Origin of the sequence: Shimia marina, assembly GCF_001458175.1 — a bacterium.
Lineage (GTDB): Bacteria > Pseudomonadota > Alphaproteobacteria > Rhodobacterales > Rhodobacteraceae > Shimia > Shimia marina.
The window spans coordinates 88,826-110,452 of sequence record NZ_CYPW01000032.1 but is presented as its reverse complement, the minus strand read 5'-3'; the positions used below and the strand labels follow the sequence as shown (position 1 = coordinate 110,452).

At 59.1% G+C, this 21,627-nt stretch carries 21 protein-coding genes; 15 read left to right on the top strand and 6 right to left on the bottom strand.

Going from position 1 to position 21,627, the window contains the following annotated elements; genetic code table 11:
• Positions 1 to 26: 26 nt before the first annotated feature.
• Complete coding sequence (gene smc / locus SHM7688_RS16750) at positions 27 to 3,482, bottom strand: chromosome segregation protein SMC (protein ID WP_058241094.1); 3,456 nt, start codon at positions 3,480 to 3,482, stop codon at positions 27 to 29.
• Positions 3,483 to 3,830: 348 nt separating this feature from the next.
• Here smc and SHM7688_RS16745 point away from each other — a divergent pair, with 348 nt between their 5' ends.
• Positions 3,831 to 4,301: a GNAT family N-acetyltransferase gene (locus tag SHM7688_RS16745; protein ID WP_058241093.1), complete on the top strand. Its 471-nt coding sequence runs from the start codon at positions 3,831 to 3,833 to the stop codon at positions 4,299 to 4,301.
• A 127-nt stretch (positions 4,302 to 4,428) separates the two neighbouring features.
• Positions 4,429 to 5,196 carry a FadR/GntR family transcriptional regulator gene (locus tag SHM7688_RS16740; protein ID WP_058241092.1) on the top strand — a complete coding sequence of 256 codons (768 nt, stop codon included), beginning with the start codon at positions 4,429 to 4,431 and terminating at the stop codon, positions 5,194 to 5,196.
• A gap of 2 nt (positions 5,197 to 5,198) precedes the next feature.
• Here SHM7688_RS16740 and SHM7688_RS16735 read toward each other — a convergent pair whose 3' ends face one another.
• The 4 genes from SHM7688_RS16735 to SHM7688_RS16720 form a co-directional block, all read right to left on the bottom strand.
• Entirely contained in the window at positions 5,199 to 6,185 is a 987-nt protein-coding gene (locus SHM7688_RS16735; RefSeq protein ID WP_058241091.1) for a calcium-binding protein, read from the bottom strand.
• Between the two features lie 180 nt (positions 6,186 to 6,365).
• Positions 6,366 to 6,683, bottom strand: a complete 318-nt coding sequence (locus SHM7688_RS16730; RefSeq protein ID WP_058241090.1) for a DUF1244 domain-containing protein — start codon at positions 6,681 to 6,683, stop codon at positions 6,366 to 6,368.
• 84 nt (positions 6,684 to 6,767) lie between these two features.
• Positions 6,768 to 7,007, bottom strand: a complete 240-nt coding sequence (locus tag SHM7688_RS16725) for a DUF6868 family protein (RefSeq protein WP_058241089.1) — start codon at positions 7,005 to 7,007, stop codon at positions 6,768 to 6,770.
• A 101-nt stretch (positions 7,008 to 7,108) separates the two neighbouring features.
• Positions 7,109 to 7,852, bottom strand: coding sequence for an N-formylglutamate amidohydrolase (locus SHM7688_RS16720; protein WP_058241088.1), 744 nt, complete (start codon positions 7,850 to 7,852; stop codon positions 7,109 to 7,111).
• A gap of 170 nt (positions 7,853 to 8,022) precedes the next feature.
• On the opposite strand from SHM7688_RS16720, the gene pyk reads away from it, so the two are divergent.
• The 13 genes from pyk to pheT all read left to right on the top strand — a co-directional run bounded on the left by pyk (position 8,023) and on the right by pheT (position 21,065).
• Positions 8,023 to 9,468, top strand: a complete 1,446-nt coding sequence (pyk, locus tag SHM7688_RS16715) for a pyruvate kinase (protein WP_058241087.1) — start codon at positions 8,023 to 8,025, stop codon at positions 9,466 to 9,468.
• Positions 9,469 to 9,497: 29 nt separating this feature from the next.
• Positions 9,498 to 9,722, top strand: a complete 225-nt coding sequence (locus tag SHM7688_RS16710) for a hypothetical protein (RefSeq protein WP_058241086.1) — start codon at positions 9,498 to 9,500, stop codon at positions 9,720 to 9,722.
• 145 nt (positions 9,723 to 9,867) lie between these two features.
• The gene (gene rpmI, locus SHM7688_RS16705; RefSeq protein WP_058241085.1) at positions 9,868 to 10,068 is read left to right on the top strand and encodes a 50S ribosomal protein L35; all 201 of its coding nucleotides are present in this window, start codon (positions 9,868 to 9,870) and stop codon (positions 10,066 to 10,068) included.
• A 14-nt stretch (positions 10,069 to 10,082) separates the two neighbouring features.
• On the top strand, positions 10,083 to 10,448 hold the full coding sequence (gene rplT / locus SHM7688_RS16700) for a 50S ribosomal protein L20 (RefSeq protein ID WP_058241084.1): 366 nt from the start codon (positions 10,083 to 10,085) through the stop codon (positions 10,446 to 10,448).
• A 178-nt stretch (positions 10,449 to 10,626) separates the two neighbouring features.
• Entirely contained in the window at positions 10,627 to 11,010 is a 384-nt protein-coding gene (locus SHM7688_RS16695; protein ID WP_058241083.1) for a hypothetical protein, read from the top strand.
• Between the two features lie 179 nt (positions 11,011 to 11,189).
• Positions 11,190 to 12,257, top strand: a complete 1,068-nt coding sequence (locus tag SHM7688_RS16690; RefSeq protein WP_058241082.1) for a Hint domain-containing protein — start codon at positions 11,190 to 11,192, stop codon at positions 12,255 to 12,257.
• 154 nt (positions 12,258 to 12,411) lie between these two features.
• Positions 12,412 to 13,524 carry a Hint domain-containing protein gene (locus SHM7688_RS16685; RefSeq protein ID WP_058241081.1) on the top strand — a complete coding sequence of 371 codons (1,113 nt, stop codon included), beginning with the start codon at positions 12,412 to 12,414 and terminating at the stop codon, positions 13,522 to 13,524.
• Between the two features lie 323 nt (positions 13,525 to 13,847).
• Entirely contained in the window at positions 13,848 to 15,347 is a 1,500-nt protein-coding gene (locus SHM7688_RS16680; RefSeq protein WP_083499092.1) for an alanine/glycine:cation symporter family protein, read from the top strand.
• 109 nt (positions 15,348 to 15,456) lie between these two features.
• A complete protein-coding gene (gene pheS, locus SHM7688_RS16675; RefSeq protein ID WP_058241080.1) occupies positions 15,457 to 16,527 on the top strand; it encodes a phenylalanine--tRNA ligase subunit alpha in 1,071 nt (356 codons plus the stop codon).
• A gap of 67 nt (positions 16,528 to 16,594) precedes the next feature.
• Positions 16,595 to 16,885 carry a hypothetical protein gene (locus tag SHM7688_RS16670; RefSeq protein WP_058241079.1) on the top strand — a complete coding sequence of 97 codons (291 nt, stop codon included), beginning with the start codon at positions 16,595 to 16,597 and terminating at the stop codon, positions 16,883 to 16,885.
• A gap of 30 nt (positions 16,886 to 16,915) precedes the next feature.
• Complete coding sequence (locus SHM7688_RS16665) at positions 16,916 to 17,692, top strand: type 1 glutamine amidotransferase (protein WP_058241078.1); 777 nt, start codon at positions 16,916 to 16,918, stop codon at positions 17,690 to 17,692.
• A gap of 65 nt (positions 17,693 to 17,757) precedes the next feature.
• A complete protein-coding gene (locus SHM7688_RS16660; protein WP_058241077.1) occupies positions 17,758 to 18,576 on the top strand; it encodes a CE1 family esterase in 819 nt (272 codons plus the stop codon).
• Between the two features lie 89 nt (positions 18,577 to 18,665).
• The gene (pheT, locus tag SHM7688_RS16655) at positions 18,666 to 21,065 is read left to right on the top strand and encodes a phenylalanine--tRNA ligase subunit beta (RefSeq protein ID WP_058241076.1); all 2,400 of its coding nucleotides are present in this window, start codon (positions 18,666 to 18,668) and stop codon (positions 21,063 to 21,065) included.
• A gap of 58 nt (positions 21,066 to 21,123) precedes the next feature.
• On the opposite strand, the gene SHM7688_RS16650 is transcribed toward pheT, so the two are convergent.
• A partial coding sequence (locus tag SHM7688_RS16650; protein WP_233486623.1) for a LysR substrate-binding domain-containing protein occupies positions 21,124 to 21,627 on the bottom strand: 504 nt, incomplete at its 5' end.

The window sequence follows — 21,627 nt, the reverse complement described above, 5'->3', positions numbered from 1 at the left end:
ATAGTGAAACAACGCCAGAGACAATATCAGGCCACAAGAGTTTCCGCTGCCTTCAGATCCACAGACACCAGCTGGCTCACCCCCTGCTCCACCATGGTCACGCCAAACAGACGGTCCATCCGCGCCATGGTCACGGCGTGGTGGGTGATGATCAGAAAGCGGGTGTTGGTGCGGCGGCACATCTCATCGAGCAGATCACAGAAGCGCGTCACATTGGCATCATCCAGCGGCGCGTCGACCTCATCCAGCACACAGATCGGTGCCGGATTGGCCAGAAACACCGCAAAAATCAGCGCCATGGCGGTCAGGGTCTGCTCGCCCCCGGACAAAAGCGACAGCGTCGACAGTTTCTTACCCGGCGGCTGACACATGATCTCAAGGCCGGCTTCCAGCGGATCGTCACTTTCCACCAGAACCAGATTGGCCTCACCGCCGCCAAACAGATGGGTAAACAGCAGCGAGAAGTTGGAATTCACCTGCTCAAAAGCCGTCAAAAGCCGCTCACGGCCTTCTTTATTGAGGCTGGCAATGCCATTTCTGAGCGTGCGGATGGCTTCTTCCAGATCAGCCTTTTCACTGACCAGACCGCCATGTTCTTCTTCAACTTCCTTGATGTCTTCTTCCGCGCGCAGGTTGACCGCGCCAAGACTGTCGCGCTGCCGCTTAAGCCGGTTGACATCCGCTTCCACAGCCTCAGAATCCGGCATCTTGTCGGGGTCCAGCGCCAGGCGTTCCAAAAGTTCGGCAGGGGAGAGCTCCTGCTCTTCGCGGATCCGCTCCGCCGCATAGGTCACGGTTTCACGCGCCGCATCAGCCCGCGCTTCTGAGCGTGCCCGTGCCTCCCGCGCTTCGCTGGCCAGCCTCTCGGCATCGCGCTCCGCATGTTCGGCTTCCCGCAGTGCGCCTTCGGCTTCGGCCAGCGCGTCGGCGGCCACGCGCCGCCGCTCCTCCGCGGCGTCAATCGCTTCGCTGAGCTCTTCGCGTTTGGCGGCGATCTCCTCCGGAGCGGCGCCAGCGTCAATCAGCTCTTCTTCAGAGGCATCTTTGCGCTCTGCCAGCTCGTTCATGCGCTTTTCTGCGGTTTCCAGACGATGCCGCCAGCCGCTGATCTCTTTCATGACTTCCTGCGTGCGCTTCAGGCGCGCTTCGCCTTCGCGGCGCAACTCATCATGGGCTGAGCGGCGCGACATCATCATGATCCGCGCGCCTTCCACGGTCATCTTGATGTCTTCCACACTCTGACGAGCGGCGTCCAGATCGCCCAGATCCGCCAGCGCCCGCTCCGCTTCGGTGAGCTGCTGACGCGCGGCCATGGCCTCTTCTTCGTGGCGGGTCACGGCCAGCCCGAGGCTTTCGAGCCTGCCTTCGGCCAGATTGCGATCCGCTTCGGCGCGGCTGAGCGCACGGTTGGCATCCGCCACCGCACGATCCGCCGCGCGGCGCGCCTCTCGGGCGGCCTGATCCACATCGGCCAATTGGCGCAGGCGGGTCTGTAGCGTCTCATGCGCATCTACCGCCCCATCCGTCCGGGCCGTGGCCTGTGCCATCGCCTGTTTGAGCTCTTCGAGCCGGTTGAGCTGTTGCAGGCGCAGCGCGGCTGCACTGGGGGCATCTTCGGCCCAGGCGCGATAGCCATCCCAGCGCCAGAGATCCCCTTCCATGGAAACCAGCCGCTGTCCGGGCTTCAGAAGCGGCTGCAAGCGCAGGGCATCCTCGGCGGCCACCAGACCAATCTGGCTCATACGACGCTCCAGAACCTCGGGCACGGAGACATGCTGCACCAGCGATGTCACCCCATCCGGCAACGGTTGCACATCGCCATATTGCGGCAGCACATACCAGCCGGATGGGCCATCTTCTTCGACCTCCGGCGCGCGCAAATCATCGGCAAGCGCCGCGCCCAGCGCTTTTTCAAAGCCCTGCTGCACCTGCAGACGGTCCAGAATCTGCCCGCCCTCCGCCGTATCGCGCTCCACCAGCTTGGCCAGCGCCGTGGTCTCTGCCCGCAGGGCGTTGAGCTCGCCTTCGGCTTCAGACCGTTCGGCCCGCGCTTCCGCCTCCCGGCTCTGCGTCTCGGCGCGCTCTTCCTCGACCTCTGCAAGACGCTCTTCCGCGTCCTGCGCGGCCTCAATGGCCTCTTCTTCGGCCTCCCGCGCCATCTCCAGATCTTCTGCCGCCCGGCTCAAAGCCCCTTGAGACTCAGCCACCGCCGCGCGGGCCTTTTCTGCCTCTGCCTCACTTTTGGCCTGTGTCTTCTGACTGTCATCCAGCAGGCGTTGTGCGGATTGGTGGCGCGCGGCCAAACGGGCCACATCTTCGGTCAGCTGGGACAGCTCTGCCTCTCGCTCCTGCAGCACGCTGGCGGCTTCGCGGCTTTCATCAGAGACCGCCTCAAGCTTGTCCTCATGACCTTCGCTGGCCTTGGCCAGCTCCCGCTGTTCCCACTCCAGCCGCTCAATGGTGTCTTCGGCATCGCGGTTGAGCCCGGATTCACGCTCCATGTCCCGCGCCAATTGCAGGATGCGGTTTTTCAGCGTTTCAATGATCTGCAGCGCATGGGCTTCCTGATCATTCAGGCCATCCCGCTGCACCTGAAGGCGTTGCAACACCGCAGAGGCAATCGCCTCTTCCTCACGCTTGCCTGGCACCACATCATCACAGGCCGTGCGCTGCGCCGCCGCCGCGCGCGCCAGCGCTTCAGCCTTGGCGGCCTGTGTGGTGCGGGTACGCAGTTCTTCATCTGCGGTGGCACGGGCGTCATCCGCCTCCCGCCAGCGCCGATAGAGCAGCATGCCCTCTGCCTGCCGCAGCTCTTCGCCGATAGCGCGGTAGCGGGCCGCCTGTCGCGCCTGCCGCGAAAGTTGACTGAGCTGACTGGCCAGCTGCTCAATCACATCATCCACACGGGCCAGATTGGTCTCTGCACCCTTGAGTTTCAGTTCCGCCTCATGGCGGCGTTGATACAGCCCCGAAATGCCGGCGGCCTCTTCGAGGATCCGCCGGCGCGCCTTGGGTTTGGCATTGATCAGCTCTGCAATTTGACCCTGACGCACCAGAGCTGGCGAATGGGCGCCAGTGGAGGCATCGGCAAAGAGCATCTGCACATCGCGGGCGCGCACGTCCTTGGTATTCACCTTATAGGCGCTGCCCACATCGCGGGTGATGCGACGAATGATTTCAAGCGCATCATCATCGTTGAACCCGGCGGGCGCGAGGCGCTCGGAGTTGTCGATCTGCAAGGACACTTCCGCAAAATTGCGCGCCGGCCGTGTGGAGGCCCCGGCGAAGATCACATCTTCCATGCCCCCGCCGCGCATCGCCTTCGGGCGGTTCTCCCCCATGACCCAACGCAGCGCTTCCAGCAGATTGGACTTGCCACAGCCATTGGGCCCCACAACACCGGTCAGACCATCCGCGATGATCAGATCGGTAGGGTCCACAAAGCTTTTGAAGCCTGTCAGTCTGAGTTTGGAAAAGCGCAACTCGCGGTGGGTCCTGTGATTCCTTTAGATTAAGGAAGTGTGCAGAGGTGGCTTGTGGTGAGTCAACGGCAAACCACTGTATATGGGATTTACCAGAAAGTTATCCACAAGATATCGCCCGGCGTTCTGGATATCTTTGGCCTGTACCGGCGTTTGACCCACTCTCCACATCGCATGCCGCAGTCTCCGCCCACGTCGCCTCCCAGGTCACCTCCGTGGGCGCGCTCAGCAATTGGGCGCCATCTTCGCACATATCCCGCCTTTTCATCAGAATAGCGCGCCCTCTCTGGACAGGCTCAAGACGATCTGAGAGAGAGATCTCATAAAAGACAAGAGGGGGAAACAGCCATGTCAGACCAGACCACCGCCATCGAAGTGGTTGCAGGCGATCCACGCGATCCACAGGCCACCGCACTTTTGCAGGCGAGCCATGCCCTGATGCAAGAACTGTTTGATCCCGAAGACAATCACTATCTCTCTATCGACGATCTCTGCATCCCCTCCATTCAGTTTTTCGTCGCCCGTGAGGGCGCGCAGACTTTGGGATGCGTCGCCCTGGCCAACAAAGGCAGCTATGGGGAAATCAAATCCATGTTTGTGGACCCGAGCGCGCGCGGCAAGGGCATTGCGCACAGGCTCATGAGTCAACTCGACGCGGCCGCACGCGCCGCGCAGCTCACAGCAATCAAGCTGGAGACCGGCGATAAGCTCAAGGAAGCGCATGGGCTTTACTACGCGCATGGCTTTGAAGATTGCGGCCCCTTTGGCGATTACGAGGCCAACAGCTCTTCGATCTTCATGACAAAATCGCTGACCTGACACCACGCCGCCACCTCGCATTCTGGGTTCCACAGACGTTTATCAACGTTTCTGTGTCGGGAGAGGACTTGCCCTCGTCCAGCCCTCGTGGTCAAATATCCTGACCAGTTAGGCGAGAAGGATTTCCATGCCGTTTCAGAAGGTTCAGCCCGAAAAGCTTTCCACATCGGTTGTGCGACAGATTGAGCTGCTGATTTTGCGCGGTATTCTGCGCCCCGGGGAACGGCTGCCTGCGGAGCGGGAACTCAGCGACCGTCTCGGCGTGTCGCGACCCAGCCTGCGCGAAGCAATTGCAACCTTGCAGGACAAGGGGCTTCTGACCTCCAAAGCCGGGGCGGGGATCTTTGTGGCCGATGTTCTGGGGAGCGCCTTTTCTGAAGCGCTGGTGCAATTGTTTTCAGGCCATGATGAGGCGGTGTTTGACTACATCGCCTTTCGCCGTGACATGGAAGGGCTCGCCGCAGAGCGCGCGGCGGCCTATGCTTCTGACACGGATTTGCAGGTGATACAGGCCGTGTTCGACAAGATGGAAGCGGCCCACCCGAAACGTAATCCAAATGACGAAGCCCAGTTGGATGCGGATTTTCACCTTGCCATCATTGAGGCCAGTCACAACGTGATCATGCTGCATATGATGCGCTCGATGTATCAGCTGCTGCGCGAAGGCGTGTTTTACAACCGCATGATCATGTTCAAGCAGCGCACCACGCGGGGCGAACTTCTGGAACAGCACCGCGCCATCAACGCCGCCTTGCAGGCCCGTGATTCCAAAGCCGCGCGGGAGGCCGTGATTGCCCATCTGGATTATGTGGAAGGCGCGCTCGCCAACCACAAGAAATCCACCCAAAATGAGGAGATTGCCAAACAGCGCTATGAGCATGAGCTCAACCGCTGAGATCAGGCGGCATAGTCCAGCGTGACCTGCAACTGCGTGACGGATTCGGCGGTCATATTCTGCAAGATCAACGCTGGCTCCTGATCAAGGGTCACAAGCGTGCCTTCCACCGTGTGAGACCCGGACAGCAAAATGGTGGCGGTGCCGCTATCTGGATCAAAGGCCGCCTCCCACTCCATCACCGCATCTGCGCCAAAATCGCTGGCGGCAAAGGTCACCACCTCATTGGCAGCATCCAAATCCGCGATCACCACCGCGTCACGGTCCTGATCAAACTCAAACGCCACTTCAAAGCTGTCCGTGCCCGCGCCGCCGGTCAATGTATCACCATTGTCCCCAACAAGCGCGTCCTCGCCAAAACCACCCTCCAAGACATCCGCCATCTCATCAAGGCTGTCTGGATGTGTGCCATTCAGCGTGTCATTGCCAAGCCCGCCCAGAAGGGTGTCCTGCCCGTCAAAATCGCGCAGGAAATCATTGCCCGCACCGCCCCGCACAACATCATCCCCAGCCTCTGAGAACCCCAGATTGCCCGCGCCCACGCCGTCATAGATATCGTTATTGTCGCCCAGCGCGATGGTATCATCACCAACACCGCCGGTCACGGCATCCTCGCCCGCACCGCCAAGGATGTAGTCCTCTCCGGCACCTCCGCTCAGCGCATCACCGCTGGCACCGCCCATCAACGTGTCATTGCCCGCGCCGCCATCAAGCCAATCGGCACCATTGCCGCCGCGCAGCACGTCATTACCGCCTTCGCCCAGCACCGTGTCATCCTCGGCACCGCCCTCAAAATCATCATCATCACCGGTCAGCGACATCAAACCGTCTGCAGAGGCGAACTCCGCCTGACTGGGCATGTAGCTGGGATCTGAAGCGGGGTCTTCGCTTTCATCTGCGGCACCCTCATCCGGAAGACCATAGCCCGACAACATGTCAGCCATCATGCCAACACCAAACACTGCGGTAATTGCTATAATTGCGAGCATGTCTTTTCCTCACGCCATCCCAAACCTTGAGTAAGGGGTAGCGCGGGAATCAGGCTGCAATGGGGCAGGAGCATGCCGCTTTCTTGCCGAAATCCTTGCCAAACCCTTTACAAAAAACGGAGGCCGCATGGGGCCTCCGTCTGTGATACTTCTGAGGAACGTTTGCCGAGCGGCAGGACTTCAGGCTTTGTCCGTGCCGACGTTCTCGGCAAATGACTTTTCAAAAGCCTGCTGTTTTTCGGCGCTCGCGTCGGTCTGATAATTGGCTTTCCAGTCATCCATGGTCATGCCGTAAAAAATCTCACGCGCCTCGTTTTTGTCCATCTCGATGCCGCGCTCATTGGCCGCTTCCTGATACCAGCGCGACAGGCAGTTGCGACAGAAACCCGCGAGGTTCATCATGTCGATGTTCTGAACGTCGGTGCGCTTTTCCATCAGATGCTCCCGCAGGGTGCGAAAAGCGGCGGCTTCGAGTTCGATCTGGGTCTGCTTGTCCATGGCTTATCCTTTGGGGCCCGTGAATGGGGCACACATGCTGCTGTGGCTCAGGCCTAGCAATCCGCGCCTCTCAGAGCAAGCGCGTCACAATAACGTCAGTGCGAGCCACGGCACCAAGGCAAAGACAAAGATCAACACTTTATAGGTGCCCAGCCACTGAAAATAGAGCGGTGCCAGCGAGCGTTTTTCCACCCCACTGATCCGTGCATGGATATCACTGATCACATCGCGCAACCCGTAGATCATCACCGTGGCAAAAAGCAGAAGCCCGATGTGAATCACCGTCATCCATCCAAAGAAAGCCGTAAGAGTCGCCTGGGTCATGTCAGCCTCCTTTCAGCTGTGTTTGTCCCATATTTGAGATGGGGAGTACCTCCCTGTCTCTCAAGGGCCCAGGCTTTGGATTTGGCGCCAATATCCTGCGCTCAGAAGCCACCTTCGCGCAAGGTATCGGTTAGGATCGGCGCCAGTCGCTCTGCCCATGCCTGTTGACCTGCCTCTGTGTCGATCTCATCGTGGCGCAGCTCGATCAGCGCATTGAGACGCCCTGAGGCCAGCGCATGCTGGTCAATGCTGTCACCGGGAAGATAGCCGTCATAGGGTTCATTGTCCCCAACGGTCAGATCTTCTTCGCGCGCAAGCCGCGTGATCAGCGCGCGCCCAAAGCGATCCTCCTGCGGGGCATGCAGAACGCCAATCTCCCAAGGGCGCGGCGCGCGGCCTTTCAGCTTGGGCGAAAAGCTGTGCATGGCAATAATCACCACATCTTCGCGGGCTGTCGCCAGCGCTTCCAAGGCGTCATGATAAGAGCGGTAGTGGGTGGCAACCCGACGCGCGATTTCCGCCTCGTCCACATGGCGGTTGGCAGGGATGATGGTACCGTCATAAAGCCGCATCACCAACGTCGGATCATCCATGCCCCGGTTGGGGTCAATGCACAGCCGAGACCAATTGGCACAGATCACCGGCGCATCCAGAAGCTCGCCGAGTTTCAGCGAGGTGCCCCGCGCGCCGACATCATAGGCGATGTGGCGCGCCATCTCTTCGGCAGGCAAGCCAAGATCCCCCCCGGCGATGTCCTCGGGCACAAAATTTGAAGCATGATCACAGGTGATCAGCCAACGCGCGCGCCGTTCAGCGCCATAGATAGAAAACGGTGTATATGTCATGGGCCTGTCATTGCTATATAGTTGGATGTAGGTCACTTCTGCGAGAAAGGGAATTCTCGATGCAGGGACAGCTTGCATTTGTTAGCGTTAACAGGTAGCGCAGATCAAGAGATGAGCACGCAAGGAAGTGACTTGCGGGCAAGACGGGCAAAGCCGAAGAAAGACGGATCATGAGACGACTGAGAAACGTAAAAATCGTAGCCACTCTGGGGCCAGCTTCTGAAACCTACGACATGATCCGGGCGCTCCACGAAGCCGGGGCAGATGTGTTCCGCCTGAACATGAGCCACGGCAGCCACGAAGAAATCCGCGAAAAACACCGTATCATCCGTCAGGTGGAAAAAGACCTGCAAAGCCCAATTGCCATTCTGGCAGATCTTCAGGGCCCCAAGCTGCGTGTCGGTGTTTTTGCCAATGGCGAAGAAGAGCTGGTCGAAGGCGCAAAGTTCCGTCTGGATCTGGACAGCACAGAGGGCGATGCAGAGCGCGTCTGCCTGCCCCACCCAGAGATTTTCGCCGCGCTGAAACCCGGCGCGAACCTTTTGGTGAATGACGGCAAGATCCGCCTGCAGGTCGAAGACTGCGGCGAAGACTATGCCAATTGCGTGGTGACCACCGCAGGCATCATCTCCAACCGTAAAGGCGTGAACGTGCCGGATGTGGTGCTGCCACTGGCCGCGCTGTCAGAGAAAGACCGCGACGATCTGGAATTTGTCTGCGGCCTTGGTGTGGACTGGCTGGCGCTCTCCTTTGTGCAGCGTCCCGAAGATGTTCAGGAAGCCCGCGATCTCGCACAGGGTCGCGCCGCAATCCTCTCCAAGATCGAAAAACCCGCTGCTGTGGAAGCCTTTGATGACATCCTGGCGGCCTCTGACGGCATCATGGTGGCGCGTGGGGATCTGGGTGTGGAACTGCCGGTCAGCGCCGTGCCCCCGATCCAGAAACGCCTGGTGCGCAAATGCCGCCATGTGGCCAAACCGGTGATTGTGGCCACACAGATGCTGGAAAGCATGATCGACAGCCCGATGCCAACCCGTGCGGAAATCTCCGATGTGGCCACCGCCATCTATGAAGGCTCAGACGCCATCATGCTGTCTGCAGAATCCGCCGCGGGCAGCTATCCGATCGAAGCGGTCACCACGATGAACAATGTGGCCGTGGAAGTGGAAAGCGATCCCACCTACCGCGAAATTATTGAGGCCAGCCGCACACAGCCGCGCTCTGGCGTGGCCGACGCCATTGTGGCTGCCGCCCGTGAGATTGCCGAAACCACACAGGTTGCGGCCATCTGCTGCTTCAGCCAATCGGGCACTACGGCGCTGCTGATTGCGCGCGAGCGCCCGCGCGTGCCAATCATCGCCATGACCTCTCTGCGCGGCACCGCCCGCCGCCTGGCGCTCAGCTGGGGCACCAACTGTGTGATCACCTCCAATGTCAGCCGCTTTAAAATGGCCGTTGTCGCCTCAGCCCGTGCCGCACGTGATCTGGGCTATGCGGAGGAAAGCGATCAGATCGTGGTGACCGCAGGTCTGCCCTTCAACGTACCGGGCACCACCAACATTCTGCGCGTGTCGCCTTGTGACGAGCGTTTGATTTTCAACGTCGAGTCAGAGTAGCGTCAGCCGGACAGATTCCGGACGTCCCTATGACAACAGACTATTTGATCACCATCGGGCTTCTGGTCGGGCTGTTTTCCATCCCGGCCATGCTCGCGGCCTATGTCGATGATCGCTTTCCGCGCGGGCCGATGGCGGCCTTTGTGCTGTCTGCCGCCGTGATTGCCATTGCGCTCATGCTCAACCCCATGCGCTACAGCGTGGCCGAGTTGCCCAATGTGGTGGTGCGGGTCATCGCCGATATCCTCAACTGACCTCATTGGCGTGCGAGGCCGCAAAAGCGGCAAATAGGCCTTGCGCGCCTGACCTAAGCGCCCTATACGGCGGCTCTATTCGCGCGACCGGCTGGATGGCATGCCGAGTCGCGTTTGTCACCGACCGAATATAAAGGAGACGGAAATGCCTAAGATGAAGACCAAGTCGAGCGCCAAAAAGCGCTTCAAGGTCACTGCCTCTGGCAAAGTGAAAGCCGGCCAAGCCGGTAAGCGCCACGGCATGATCAAACGCACCAACAAATTCCTGCGTGATGCACGCGGCACCACAACGCTGTCCGCACCGGACGCGAAGATCGTCAAGGGCTTCATGCCCTACGACCGCTAAGAGGAGATTGATATATGTCCCGCGTTAAAGGTGGTACCGTAACCCACGCCCGTCACAAGAAAGTCGTCAAGGCCGCTAAAGGCTACTACGGCCGTCGTAAAAACACCTTCAAGGTGGCACGTCAGGCCGTTGATAAGGCGAACCAGTACGCAACTCGTGACCGTAAGAACCGGAAGCGTAATTTCCGTGCGCTCTGGATCCAGCGTATCAACGCTGCTGTCCGCGCACACGACGAGGCGCTGACCTACTCCCGCTTCATCAACGGCCTGAACCTGGCTGGCATCGAAGTGGACCGTAAGGTTCTGGCCGACCTGGCCGTGCATGAGCCCGAAGCATTTGCTGCAATCGTGGATCAGGCCAAAGGCGCTCTGGCAGCTTAAGCCACAGCGACAAACAATTCAGAAAAGCCCGGCAGTTTGTTCTGCCGGGCTTTTTGCTTTTGACTTATAATTGGCAGCAATACACTCTTTACGAGTGCACGTGCGCAATATGCAACTATAACATACTGCACGAAGTCACCGTGTCCTTTATGGATCCATTCAAATCAGGACTGCACTTTTGAAATACTTTGCACTTGTTATTGCCGCCGTCACGCTCAGCGCATGCGGTGATGCCCTCACCTACCCGGCTGAAATTGAGAAACAAAAAGAACAACTGGAAACAACAGCTCCGACACCAGTCGATCAAATTCAGATCACGAGCGCAGACACTATCAACAACGGCAACTTCGAAGTCTTGGGCCCTGTAAAAGGCACCGTCGGCAAAGCCACGGCCTTTCATGCCAACCCAACTCAGGAACAAGCCGAACAAAAACTGAGAATCGAAGCCGCAGAGCTCAACGCCGATGCCGTTATCAATGCCAGCATATCCGACGTCAAAGTCTGCGCTTTGAGCTGGGGCTGCCGCGAGCTTTCTGGCACTGCGGTCAAACTCACGAAGTAACATATCGCCCCTCAAACAGCAGGGCGCTCCCGCTTCCTGCTGTTCAGCGCTGATCAGCCAGAAAACGCGGCACAGCCAAACGGGCAAAATTATCTAAAAATCCATTTATCGCCACATTCCCCCCCAAGATTCTCCAAAATTTTCAATGAGAAAGAGGTATCTGCCGGGGGACTATCTGTATGGCGCGTATCAGTGAGCTACATTATTCAAACGCCTATGCCGCGAGCAGCGGTGTCAGTGAATTTCTTGAAATTGCCCTGAACCCCAACGAAAATCCTGCCGACTTTGTTGCCTCCTTTTACGAAGCCAATGGCACAGAAGGTTTTCGCCTGCGGCTGGATGATCCGGGCATCACCGTTTCCACCGGAGCAGGTGGCGAATTGGTCTATGTTATTTCAGCTGATGTCTATCCGATCCAATTGACCGATCCGAACGGCAATACGGCGGGAAATTACGAAGCTTTTGCGCTCACCAATACAACGACCAACACGGTCTTTGATTTCTATGACATTGGCGGAGGCACCCGGAACATCACCGCCACCAATGGTGCGGCCAGCGGTGCCACCTCTGAAAACATCGCGGTTCCTTTCGGCCCCAACGCCACCACCACGACCATTCAATTCAACCAACCCAACCCGGGTACAGCGGTTTACGAAAGCGTTGATCCCGGTGCAACCGGCATGATTTGCTTTGTTGCAGGCGCCCAGATCATCACTCCGGATGGTCTCAAGCCAGTGGAAAGCCTCAAAGTCGGGGATTTGGTGATCACCCGCGACAATGGTTTCAAACCAGTCGGCTGGATCGGACAGCGCACCGTACCTGGCAAGGGCGATCTGGCACCCATTCGACTGGCCAAGGGTTTTCTGGGTGCACAGCGCCCGCATTATGTCTCCCCACATCACCGCATCCTCGTCTCCGGCGCTTTTGCCGAAATGCTGTTCGGCGAAAGCGAAATTCTCGTACCGGCCAAATCACTGGTGGTCAACGATCAGGTCAGCCAGTGCCCATGCGACAGCGTCACCTATGTGCACATCATGTTCGACCAGCATGAAATCGTCACTGTCGATGGCGTTGAAAGCGAAAGCTTTTATCCCGGAAAATCAGGCATGGACACGCTCGAAGACGCCACCCGTGAGGAACTGATATCGCTCTTCCCGGAACTGGCAGGCCAAGATTCTGCCCCGTGGTACACCGCGCGTATGGTCACAACCGCACGCGAAGGGGCGGCCGTTGCAGCCTATCTTTGATAAGGGCAAGACAGACTAGAACATTGATCGAATATAAATTGAACAACAATAGAACAAATTAGAAACAAGTTACGCTTTATTTACCAAACCACCCCCATGATACCGGAGCGGCGTGTGTTTTGCCGCGCATTTGTACCAGTGTTTGGAGGTTTCCATGGCCCGGATCACCGAGCTGCATATTACCCATGCATCCCCCGCCCCAAAAGGTGTGGAGCATTATATCGAAGTCACTCTTTTCCCCAGCGAAGCGCCCGGTGATTTTGTCCTGTCCCTGTATCAGCGCGATGGCCGTGTCAGTGAGGTCATTCCCCTATCCCACCCTGATGTTCTGGTCTCCGTCGATTCCAGCAACAACATGCGCAGGCTCGTGCTGACAGCGACCCAATTCCCCCGCCTGCATGTGCAGCCCCATGTCAAAAGCAAGGATGCCAAAGCTGTCACGGACGCGCTCATTGCGGTTGCTCTCACGGATATGGCAAGCGGCAGGCTCATCGGCTTTTACGATATCAGCACCGGCGCACAGCGTCTGGTGGCGCTGGATGGGCCTGCCAAAGGGCACTGTTCACGCCTCTTTGCCAAGGCCAAACCGCCCACCAGGCCGCAACGCCCCTCGCCCCCTCCTCCCGCGCGACAACCACACAGCCCATCCTCGCAACCGCTGATCGCCAGCGCCGATCCCGCTTCTGGCGTGGCCTGTTTTGCGGCCGGCACCCGCATCCGCACCAAAGTTGGCCATCAATTGATCGACACATTGCGCGCTGGCGATCTGGTCTGGACTCGTGACAATGGCTTTCAACCCATCCAATGGGTGAGCAAGCGCACGCTGCCCGGCCGGGACAGATATGCCCCGATCCAGATCGCGCAGGAAACATTTGGCGCCCTCAAACCTCATTGGGTCTCCCCGGACCATCTGCTCTTACTGACCGGCTGGCGGGCTCAGCTTTTGTATGGGGAGCCTGAAATTCTGGTCCCAGCCCGCGTGCTGGTTGATGCCTGCGATGTCCGGGTCAGCGCCTGCGAAAGCGTTACCTATTTTCACATCGCTTTTGAACACCCCCAGATCGTCAGCGGCGACGGCGTGCTCAGCCAGTGCTTTCACCCTGAGGGTCTGCCGGCGCGGGGCGGTGGTGTTGCCGCACATGCGGAGATGTTCGCGCTCTTCCCGGCTCTGGCTGCAGGCGCTCATGTCTTTGACAACACACGCAAAAAAAACGAACGACCTGCGGCACAAACCAGCCTCGGGCCCATTCTGATGCGCCCGCAATAGACCATAGGCGCCGCAACAAGGATTCTGGCCGCATGAACTCGGCGCTGTTTGACAGCCCCGTCGCAAGCCGCAATGCAATGGCCTGCCAAACCGCTGTGAAAAATCACAGGGGCCCGAAGCTGACGCGCCCTCCTTCACCGACCCCTGAAATCGGATCACGGATTTGTGGGGGCCGCTCCGGGCAGCTTCAAGCAAAAAAGGGGTTTCCCTCGATCCAAAAGAGGCGTAGGGGGCCCCAGATTTTTCGGCGGAGGCCGCCGTTTTAGGATCTGCAAGGCCGATGATCCTCCGCAAGGCCACCCGCCATCACATGCAGGGTACCCATGACCACCTCTTCCGCGGAAACCGCCGCTCCGGATACTGTCCTGAGCCAGATCACAACCAGCGTGCTGGATCTCATCAATCTCATCGTCAATCAGATGAACGGCATCCTGTGGGGCTACCTGCTGATGTATCTTCTGCTTGGCATTGGCGCCTATCTGACCCTGCGTCTGCGCTTCATTCAGATCGTGAACTTCAAAGAACAGATCCGCCTGACGATGGTGGCGCGCAGCCCGGATGATGCAGGCATCTCGCCGTTTCAGGCCCTTGCAGTCAGCCTTGCCTCCCGCATTGGCACCGGAAACCTTGCCGGGGTGGCCGTGGCGATTTCTCTGGGCGGGCCGGGGGCGATTTTCTGGATGTGGATTGTGGCGCTTTTGGGCATGGCCACCTCCTTTGCAGAAGCGGCGCTGGCCCAGCTCTATAAAACCCGCGATGACAGCGGCAACTACCGCGGCGGCCCCGCGTTTTACATCGCACGTGGCCTGAACATGCCCTGGCTGGGGGCACTGTCCTCTATATTCCTGATCTTTGCTTTCGGTCTGGTGGTGAATGCGGTGCAATCCAATTCCATCGCACAGGCCATGCACCGCGCCTTTGAGGTGCCGGAAATTCTCTCTGGCGTACTGCTGGCAGGGGCCACGGGCCTTGTGATTTTTGGTGGCATTCGTGCGATCACCCGCGTGGCCTCTCTACTGGTGCCTTTTATGGCCGGGGCCTATATTCTGGTGGCACTCTATGTTCTGCTGACCAATGCCGCGGATGTGCCCGGCGCACTTGTACAGATCGTGAAAGGCGCTTTTGGCCTGCAAGAGGCCGCAGGGGGAGCCGCCGGAGGCATGACTGCTGCGCTGCTCAACGGGGTGAAGCGCGGGCTCTTCTCCAATGAGGCAGGCATGGGCTCTGCACCCAATATTGCCGCCGCGGCCACACCCGTGCCCCATCATCCCGCCTCGCAGGGATTTGTGCAGGCCTTTGGCGTTTTCATCGACACCATCCTTGTCTGCACGGCCACCGCTGTGATGATCATCCTCTCCGGTGCGGATAAAATGGTTGATGCGGATGGCAACACGCTTGAGGGCATCGCCATGACGCAACAGGCTGCCGCCGCTTTCCTTGGCCCCTTTGGCACCTATTTCATCGCAATCGCCGTATTGCTGTTTGCCTTCACCACCATAATTGCCTGCTATGGCTATGCGGAAAGCGGCATGGTCTTCCTGAAAAAAGATGGGCCCAAGGCGCTTGGCGTGCTGCGCGTGTTCCTCCTGCTGTTCCTGATCTGGGGGGCGGTGCAATCGGTGGGCGTGGTGTTCAACGCAGCGGACATGTCTATTGGCTTGATGGCGCTGCTTAATCTGGTGGCTCTGGCCTTGCTGTCACCCGTGGTGATCCGTCTGGCGCGCGACTATCAGGCGCAGCGCAAAGCGGGCCAGACCCCCAGCTTCCACATCACAGATCACCCTGATCTGGCCAAAGGTGTGGACGCGCAAATCTGGAAATAAACAGGCCTGCTGCGGGCGCACGCGCTTGCACCCGCAGCAGCAGACTTGCAATCAATGGGCCTTGTGGTAGGAGGTCTGCGGTAATTTCTTCACTTGGGACAGCCCTGTCATGGACGATCTGCGCATCAAATACATCGACGCCATTGCCGCCGCTGCGGATGAAGCCGCTCTGGAAGAGCTGCGCCTGCAGGCCGTGGGCAAAAAGGGCGAAGTCAGCCTGAAAATGCGCGAACTGGGCAAGATGACCCCAGAAGAGCGTCAGGTGGCAGGCCCGGCGCTCAATGCGCTGAAAAATGAAATCAACTCCGCGTTGGCGGCCAAGAAGGTTGCGCTGGCCGATGCGGCGCTGGATGCCCGTCTGGCCACCGAATGGCTGGATGTGACGCTGCCTGCGCGCAACCGCCGTGTGGGCACCATTCACCCGATCAGCCAGGTGACCGAAGAGGTCACCGCAATCTTTGCCGACATGGGTTTCTCCGTGGCCGAAGGGCCGCAGATTGAAACCGACTGGTATAACTTTGACGCGCTCAACATCCCCGGCCACCACCCGGCCCGCGCCGAGATGGACACGTTCTACACCCATCGCGCCGAAGGGGATGAGCGCCCGCCACATGTGCTGCGCACCCACACCAGCCCGGTTCAGATCCGCTCGATGGAGAAAACCGGCGCGCCGATCCGCATCATCTGCCCCGGTCGCGTGTATCGCGCCGATTATGACCAAACCCACACCCCGATGTTCCATCAGGTCGAGGGCCTTGCTTTGGGCCGCGACATCTCCATGGCGAACCTCAAGTGGGTGCTGGAGGAATTCTTCTCTGCCTTCTTCGGCACCGAAGTGAAAACCCGCTTCCGCGCCTCGCACTTCCCGTTCACGGAACCCTCTGCCGAGGTGGACATCCAGTGCAGCTGGGAAGGTGGCACCGTGAAGGTGGGCGAAGGCGACGACTGGCTTGAAGTGCTGGGCTCCGGCATGGTGCACCCTAAGGTGCTTGAGGCGGGCGGCATTGATCCAAATGAGTACCAAGGCTTTGCTTTTGGCATCGGGATCGACCGTCTCGCGATGCTGAAATACGGCATCCCCGATCTGCGCGCCTTCTTTGACAGCGACCTGCGCTGGCTGCGCCACTATGGCTTTGCCTCGCTGGATCAGCCAACGCTGCATGGCGGTTTGAATCGGTAATATCTGTGATCGCAAGCCCTGCTTTGAGCTTGCGCTACCGTAAGCAGGCTTTCAAGGAGGCCTGCTGATGTACCAGTTTCAAGTTGCTTTGGCCGCTTATTTGGACTGGTGGGACCGGAGAGTCTCAAAACATCCAAGGCGCTGGCTTATCTCTCTGATGGTGACTGCGGTGATTATGACCTTTCTCCCCGCAGCTTTAGGGGAATGGGCATTTGTGTTCTATCCAATTGGCTGGGTTTGTATTTTCCCGGGCCTGTTCTTTGCTAACAGAAGGCTGCGCCGTTCAAACGATATCATCGTCGCCCAACGCAACAGAACTCTGAAAACAACGAAGCTCATAGACTTGGGCAAGAAGTAAGTAACCAACGCGCACTCGGTTTAACACAGCATGACACGCCTCCTTATCGTTGAAAGCAACTCCACCGATCTTCTGGCGCAAAGCCGGTCTGCTTCCGCCTATTTCCTGAAAGCTTTTCAGGCGCTGATCCCCCATGCGGAACTGCGGGTGGTGGCGCCTTATGCCGCGCCGCTCACTGCCACTGTGTTTGACGGCGTCGATGGCATTGTGTTCACCGGATCCGGCGTGGATTGGACCACCTGTGATGCGCGGGCTGCCCCCTTGCGGGCCGCGATGGAAATGGCCTTTGCCACTGGCCTGCCGGTCTGGGGATCGTGCAATGGTATGCAATTGGCGGCCTCGGTTCTGGGCGGCCATGTGAACGATTCGCCCAATGGATTGGAATTTGGCCTGGCCGCGCAGGTCACCTTTACCGAAGCGGGCCGTACGCATCCGATGTTTGGCCAGCGCGATTGCGGACTCTCCAGCCCCTGCATTCACTCCCACGAGGTGGTGCGCCTGCCGGAGGGGGCTGAACTCCTCGCCTTCAATGCCCACTCACAGGTTCAGGCCATGGCCTATACCAAAGGCGGCGTGAACTTCTGGGGCGTGCAATACCACCCTGAAATGAGTGCGCTGGACATCGGGCGGATTGCCGGATTTTTGAGCCTGCGCGACGATCATGCCGCCATGGTGCCCGATCTGATGTGCGCCGACACAGATCAAGGCGCAGCAGAACGGCTGGGCGTGCGCGCCGGTGATCTGTCCCCACATATGCGCATGCGCGAACTCTCCAACTGGCTGACCCACATCGGTGTGGCCGCCTGACACATCTCCGCTGCCCCACATATATGTGACGTGACACACCGCCCCGCTGGGCTAATGTCAGCGTCATGACACGCCTTGCCCTTCGCCTCTCCGCCTGTGTGGCGCTCTTTTTCCTCGCTGCCATGGGACCATGGAAAAGCGATGCCGCAGCCTGCGGCGAGGATATCGCCTGCCCTTTGGGGGAGCGCTCCTATCATGTGATGGCCCCGGACGGTTGGGATGGCATCACCCCTCTGCCTGTGTTGTTGCATTTTCACGGCTGGTCGCGCACCGGCACCCATGCACAGCGTTCTGATCGTGTGGGGGCCTCCACCAAACGGCGTGGCGTGCTTCTGGTGACCCCCAATGGCCTTAACAAAAGCTGGAATTTCTGGAACGCAGACAGCCCGGATGTGCCGTTTGCCGATGCGGTGCTGGCAGATGTGGCGCAACGCTTCCCGGTGGATGCCACGAAAATCTACGTCTCCGGATACTCTTTTGGCTCCGCTATGGCGTGGCGCTATGCCTGCGCCAGCGGCGACGACGTTGCCGCACTTCTGGCAATCGCGGGCAGCCTTGATCAGAGCGAAACCTGTGCAGAGGCCCCGGCGGAGGTGCGCCATGTACATGGGTTGGCGGATACGGTGATGGATTTCCCTATGGGGCCGCATGGTGACACCACCTACCCCGTGGCGCTGTGGCGACGCGCGCTGGATTGCGCGGCGGACGGGACGGATCAGGGTGACTGGCAGGTGCGCAGCTTTCTCACGCTCAGCCGCACCACTTGGGACTGCGACGGCGGCGCAGTGACACTGGATCTGCATCCGGGCGGCCACTTCATTCCCCATGGGTGGATTGGCCGTCAATTGGACGCGCTTTTGGGCCTCACCCCAAGCTATCCGTGATCCCTATCTTGCAGCAAGGCTTGCACATAAGGGCAATCTTTGTCATTGCCTGCTGCAACAAACATGGCTTGCCATAGGACACCGGACAGATGAAATTCACTCTTTCTTGGCTGAAAGACCACCTTGAGACCGACGCAAGCGTTGACGAGATCGTCGAAGCGCTGACCGACCTTGGCCTTGAGGTAGAAGACGTATCCAACCCCGCAGAGCGGCTGGCCGGATTTACCCTCGGCAAAGTGGTGCATGCCGAAAAGCACCCGGATGCAGATAAGCTGCGCGTTTGCAAGGTCGCCACCGACGAAGGGGAACTGCAAATCATCTGTGGTGCGCCCAATGCGCGCGAAGGCATCACCGTGGTTGTCTGCAAACCCGGCATGTATATTCCCGGTCTGGATATCACCATCAGCGTGGGCAAAATCCGTGGTGTGGAAAGCTATGGCATGATGGCCTCTGAGCGTGAGCTGGAGCTGTCAGATGAACATGACGGCATCATCGAACTGCCCTCTGGCGAAGTGGGCGACAGATTTGTCGACTGGCTGGCGGCAAACAGCCCGTCGAAAGTGGACACAATGATCGAAATTGCGATCACGCCAAACCGCCCGGATGCTCTGGGCGTGCGCGGCATCGCGCTGGATCTGGCGGCGCGGGGTCTGGGCAAGATGAAACCCGCCAAAACCGCAACCATCGAAGGCACCTTTGAGAGCCCGATCTCCGTAACCATTGATGACGACACCAAGACCGACGGCTGCGAAGTCTTTGCCGGACGTCTGATCAAAGGTGTGAAAAACGGCCCCTCCCCACAGTGGTTACAGGACCGCCTGAAAGCCATCGGCCTGCGCCCGATTTCCGCGCTGGTGGACATCACCAACTTCTTCACCTTTGACCGCAACCGCCCGCTGCATGTGTTTGACGCCGACAAGGTCAACGGCAACCTGCGGGTGCACCGCACTCAGGGCGGTGAGACCCTGATGGGGCTGGACGAAAAAGAATACACATTTGCACCCGGCATGGTGGTGATTTCTGATGATGAAGGCGTGGAATCCATCGGCGGCATCATGGGTGGCCTGCCCACCGGCTGCACCGAGGAAACCACCAATGTCTTCCTTGAGGCCGCGGTTTGGGATCACATTCAGATCGCCTACACAGGCCGTGGCCTGAAGATCAACACCGACGCACGCTACCGCAATGAACGTGGCATCGACCCGGCTTACAACATGCAGGCCATGGAAGATGCCACCCAGATGATCCTGGATCTCTGCGGCGGTGAAGCCTCCAACATCGTCACCGCAGGCGAAGTGCCGGATGTGTCGCGCGCCTATAAGCTCGACACAGATCGCGTACAGTCTCTTGTGGGCATGAAGATCCCTGCCGAGACTCAGCGCGCCACGCTCGAAGCCCTTGGTTTCACCATCGAAGGCGACATGGCCCATGTGCCAAGCTGGCGTCCGGATGTGCGTGGCTCTGCCGATCTGGTCGAAGAGGTGGCGCGCATCGCCTCACTGACCAAGCTGGAAGGCAAGCCCATGCCGCGCGCCACCGCAGGTCTGCCAGAGCAGATCCTGTCGCCGATGCAAAAACGCGAGCAGATCGCGCGCCGCACGACGGCCGCACTGGGCTACAATGAATGTGTGACCTACAGCTTCATCGACAAAGCGGCGGCAGAACTGTTTGGCGGTGGCTCTGATGCGACCATGCTGGAAAACCCGATTTCCAGCGAGATGAGCCACATGCGCCCCTCCCTGCTGCCAGGCCTATTGCAAGCCGCAGCCCGCAATCAGGCACGTGGATTCATGGATATGGCGCTGTTTGAATGTGGCGCCGTGTTCCACGGTGGAGAGCCCGGCGAGCAGGAAAACCTGCTGACCGGTATTCTGGTGGGTCGCACTGTTGGCAAAGACATTCATGGCGAAAGCCGTGGCGTGGATATCTATGACGCCAAAGCGGATATGGAAGCGGTGATGGAAGCGCTCGGCGCGCCTGCCAAGCTGACCTACAACCGCGGTGTGAATGGCTGGTGGCATCCGGGCCGCAGCGCGAAGGTTGGTCTGGGTCCAAAGAAAATCCTTGGGGCCTTTGGGGAAATCCACCCAAAGGTTCTGGATGCTTTGAATGTGAAAGGCCCGGTTGTGGCCTTTGCTATCCACATCGCCGACATCCCGCTGCCACGCAAAAAGTCCGCTTCCAAAGGCGCTGTGACCATGTCTGACCTGCAGGCGGTGGAACGTGATTTTGCCTTTGTGGTGGATGGCGATGTCGAAGCACTGACGCTGGTGAATGCGGCGGCGGGTGCAGATAAGGCGCTGATCGAAAACGTGCGCGTCTTTGACGAGTTCATCGGAGGCGCATTGGGAGAGGGCAAAAAATCCCTCGCCATCACCGTGCGCCTGCAACCCACCGACAAGACGCTGAAAGAAGCCGATATTGAGGCCGTCGCGGCCAAGATCGTCGAGAAGGTGACCAAGGCCACCGGCGGCACTCTGCGCGGCTGATACATCCGCCAAACAGTATCAAGATCAGAAAACGCGCCCCCTGTTGGGCGCGTTTTTGTTATGATCCGGCGAGATGCGCCGCCAATGTATCAAACACCAGCCGCATACGGCGACTGTTGTGCAACTCGCGATGTGTGGTCAGCCAGATTGGGAAGACAATCGGATCCAGCTTCGGCAGGATACGCTCCACCCCCGGTGTCATCTCCGCCACTTCCTCAGCCATGGGCGCGATGCCAAACCCCTGTTTGCACATCTCCCACGCCACAAGCCCGCTGTCGGATCCGGTGCGAAAATTCTCCTCCGTGATTGGAAACCCCAAAGGCGTGAGATGCGCCAGCATCCGTGCCACATTGCCGGAGCCAATAAAATCATGGGCGGTGAGATCTTCCAGCGCCTGCGGCCTGCCACGCCGTTCCAGATAATCTGTGGCGGCATAGAAATATCCATTGGCCTCCCGCACCAGACGCGCGATCAGATCCGGCTGTTCCGGGCGCACATGGCGCACCGCAATATCAGCCTCCCGCCGCATCAGATCCTGCACATCATCAGAGGCCACCACGTC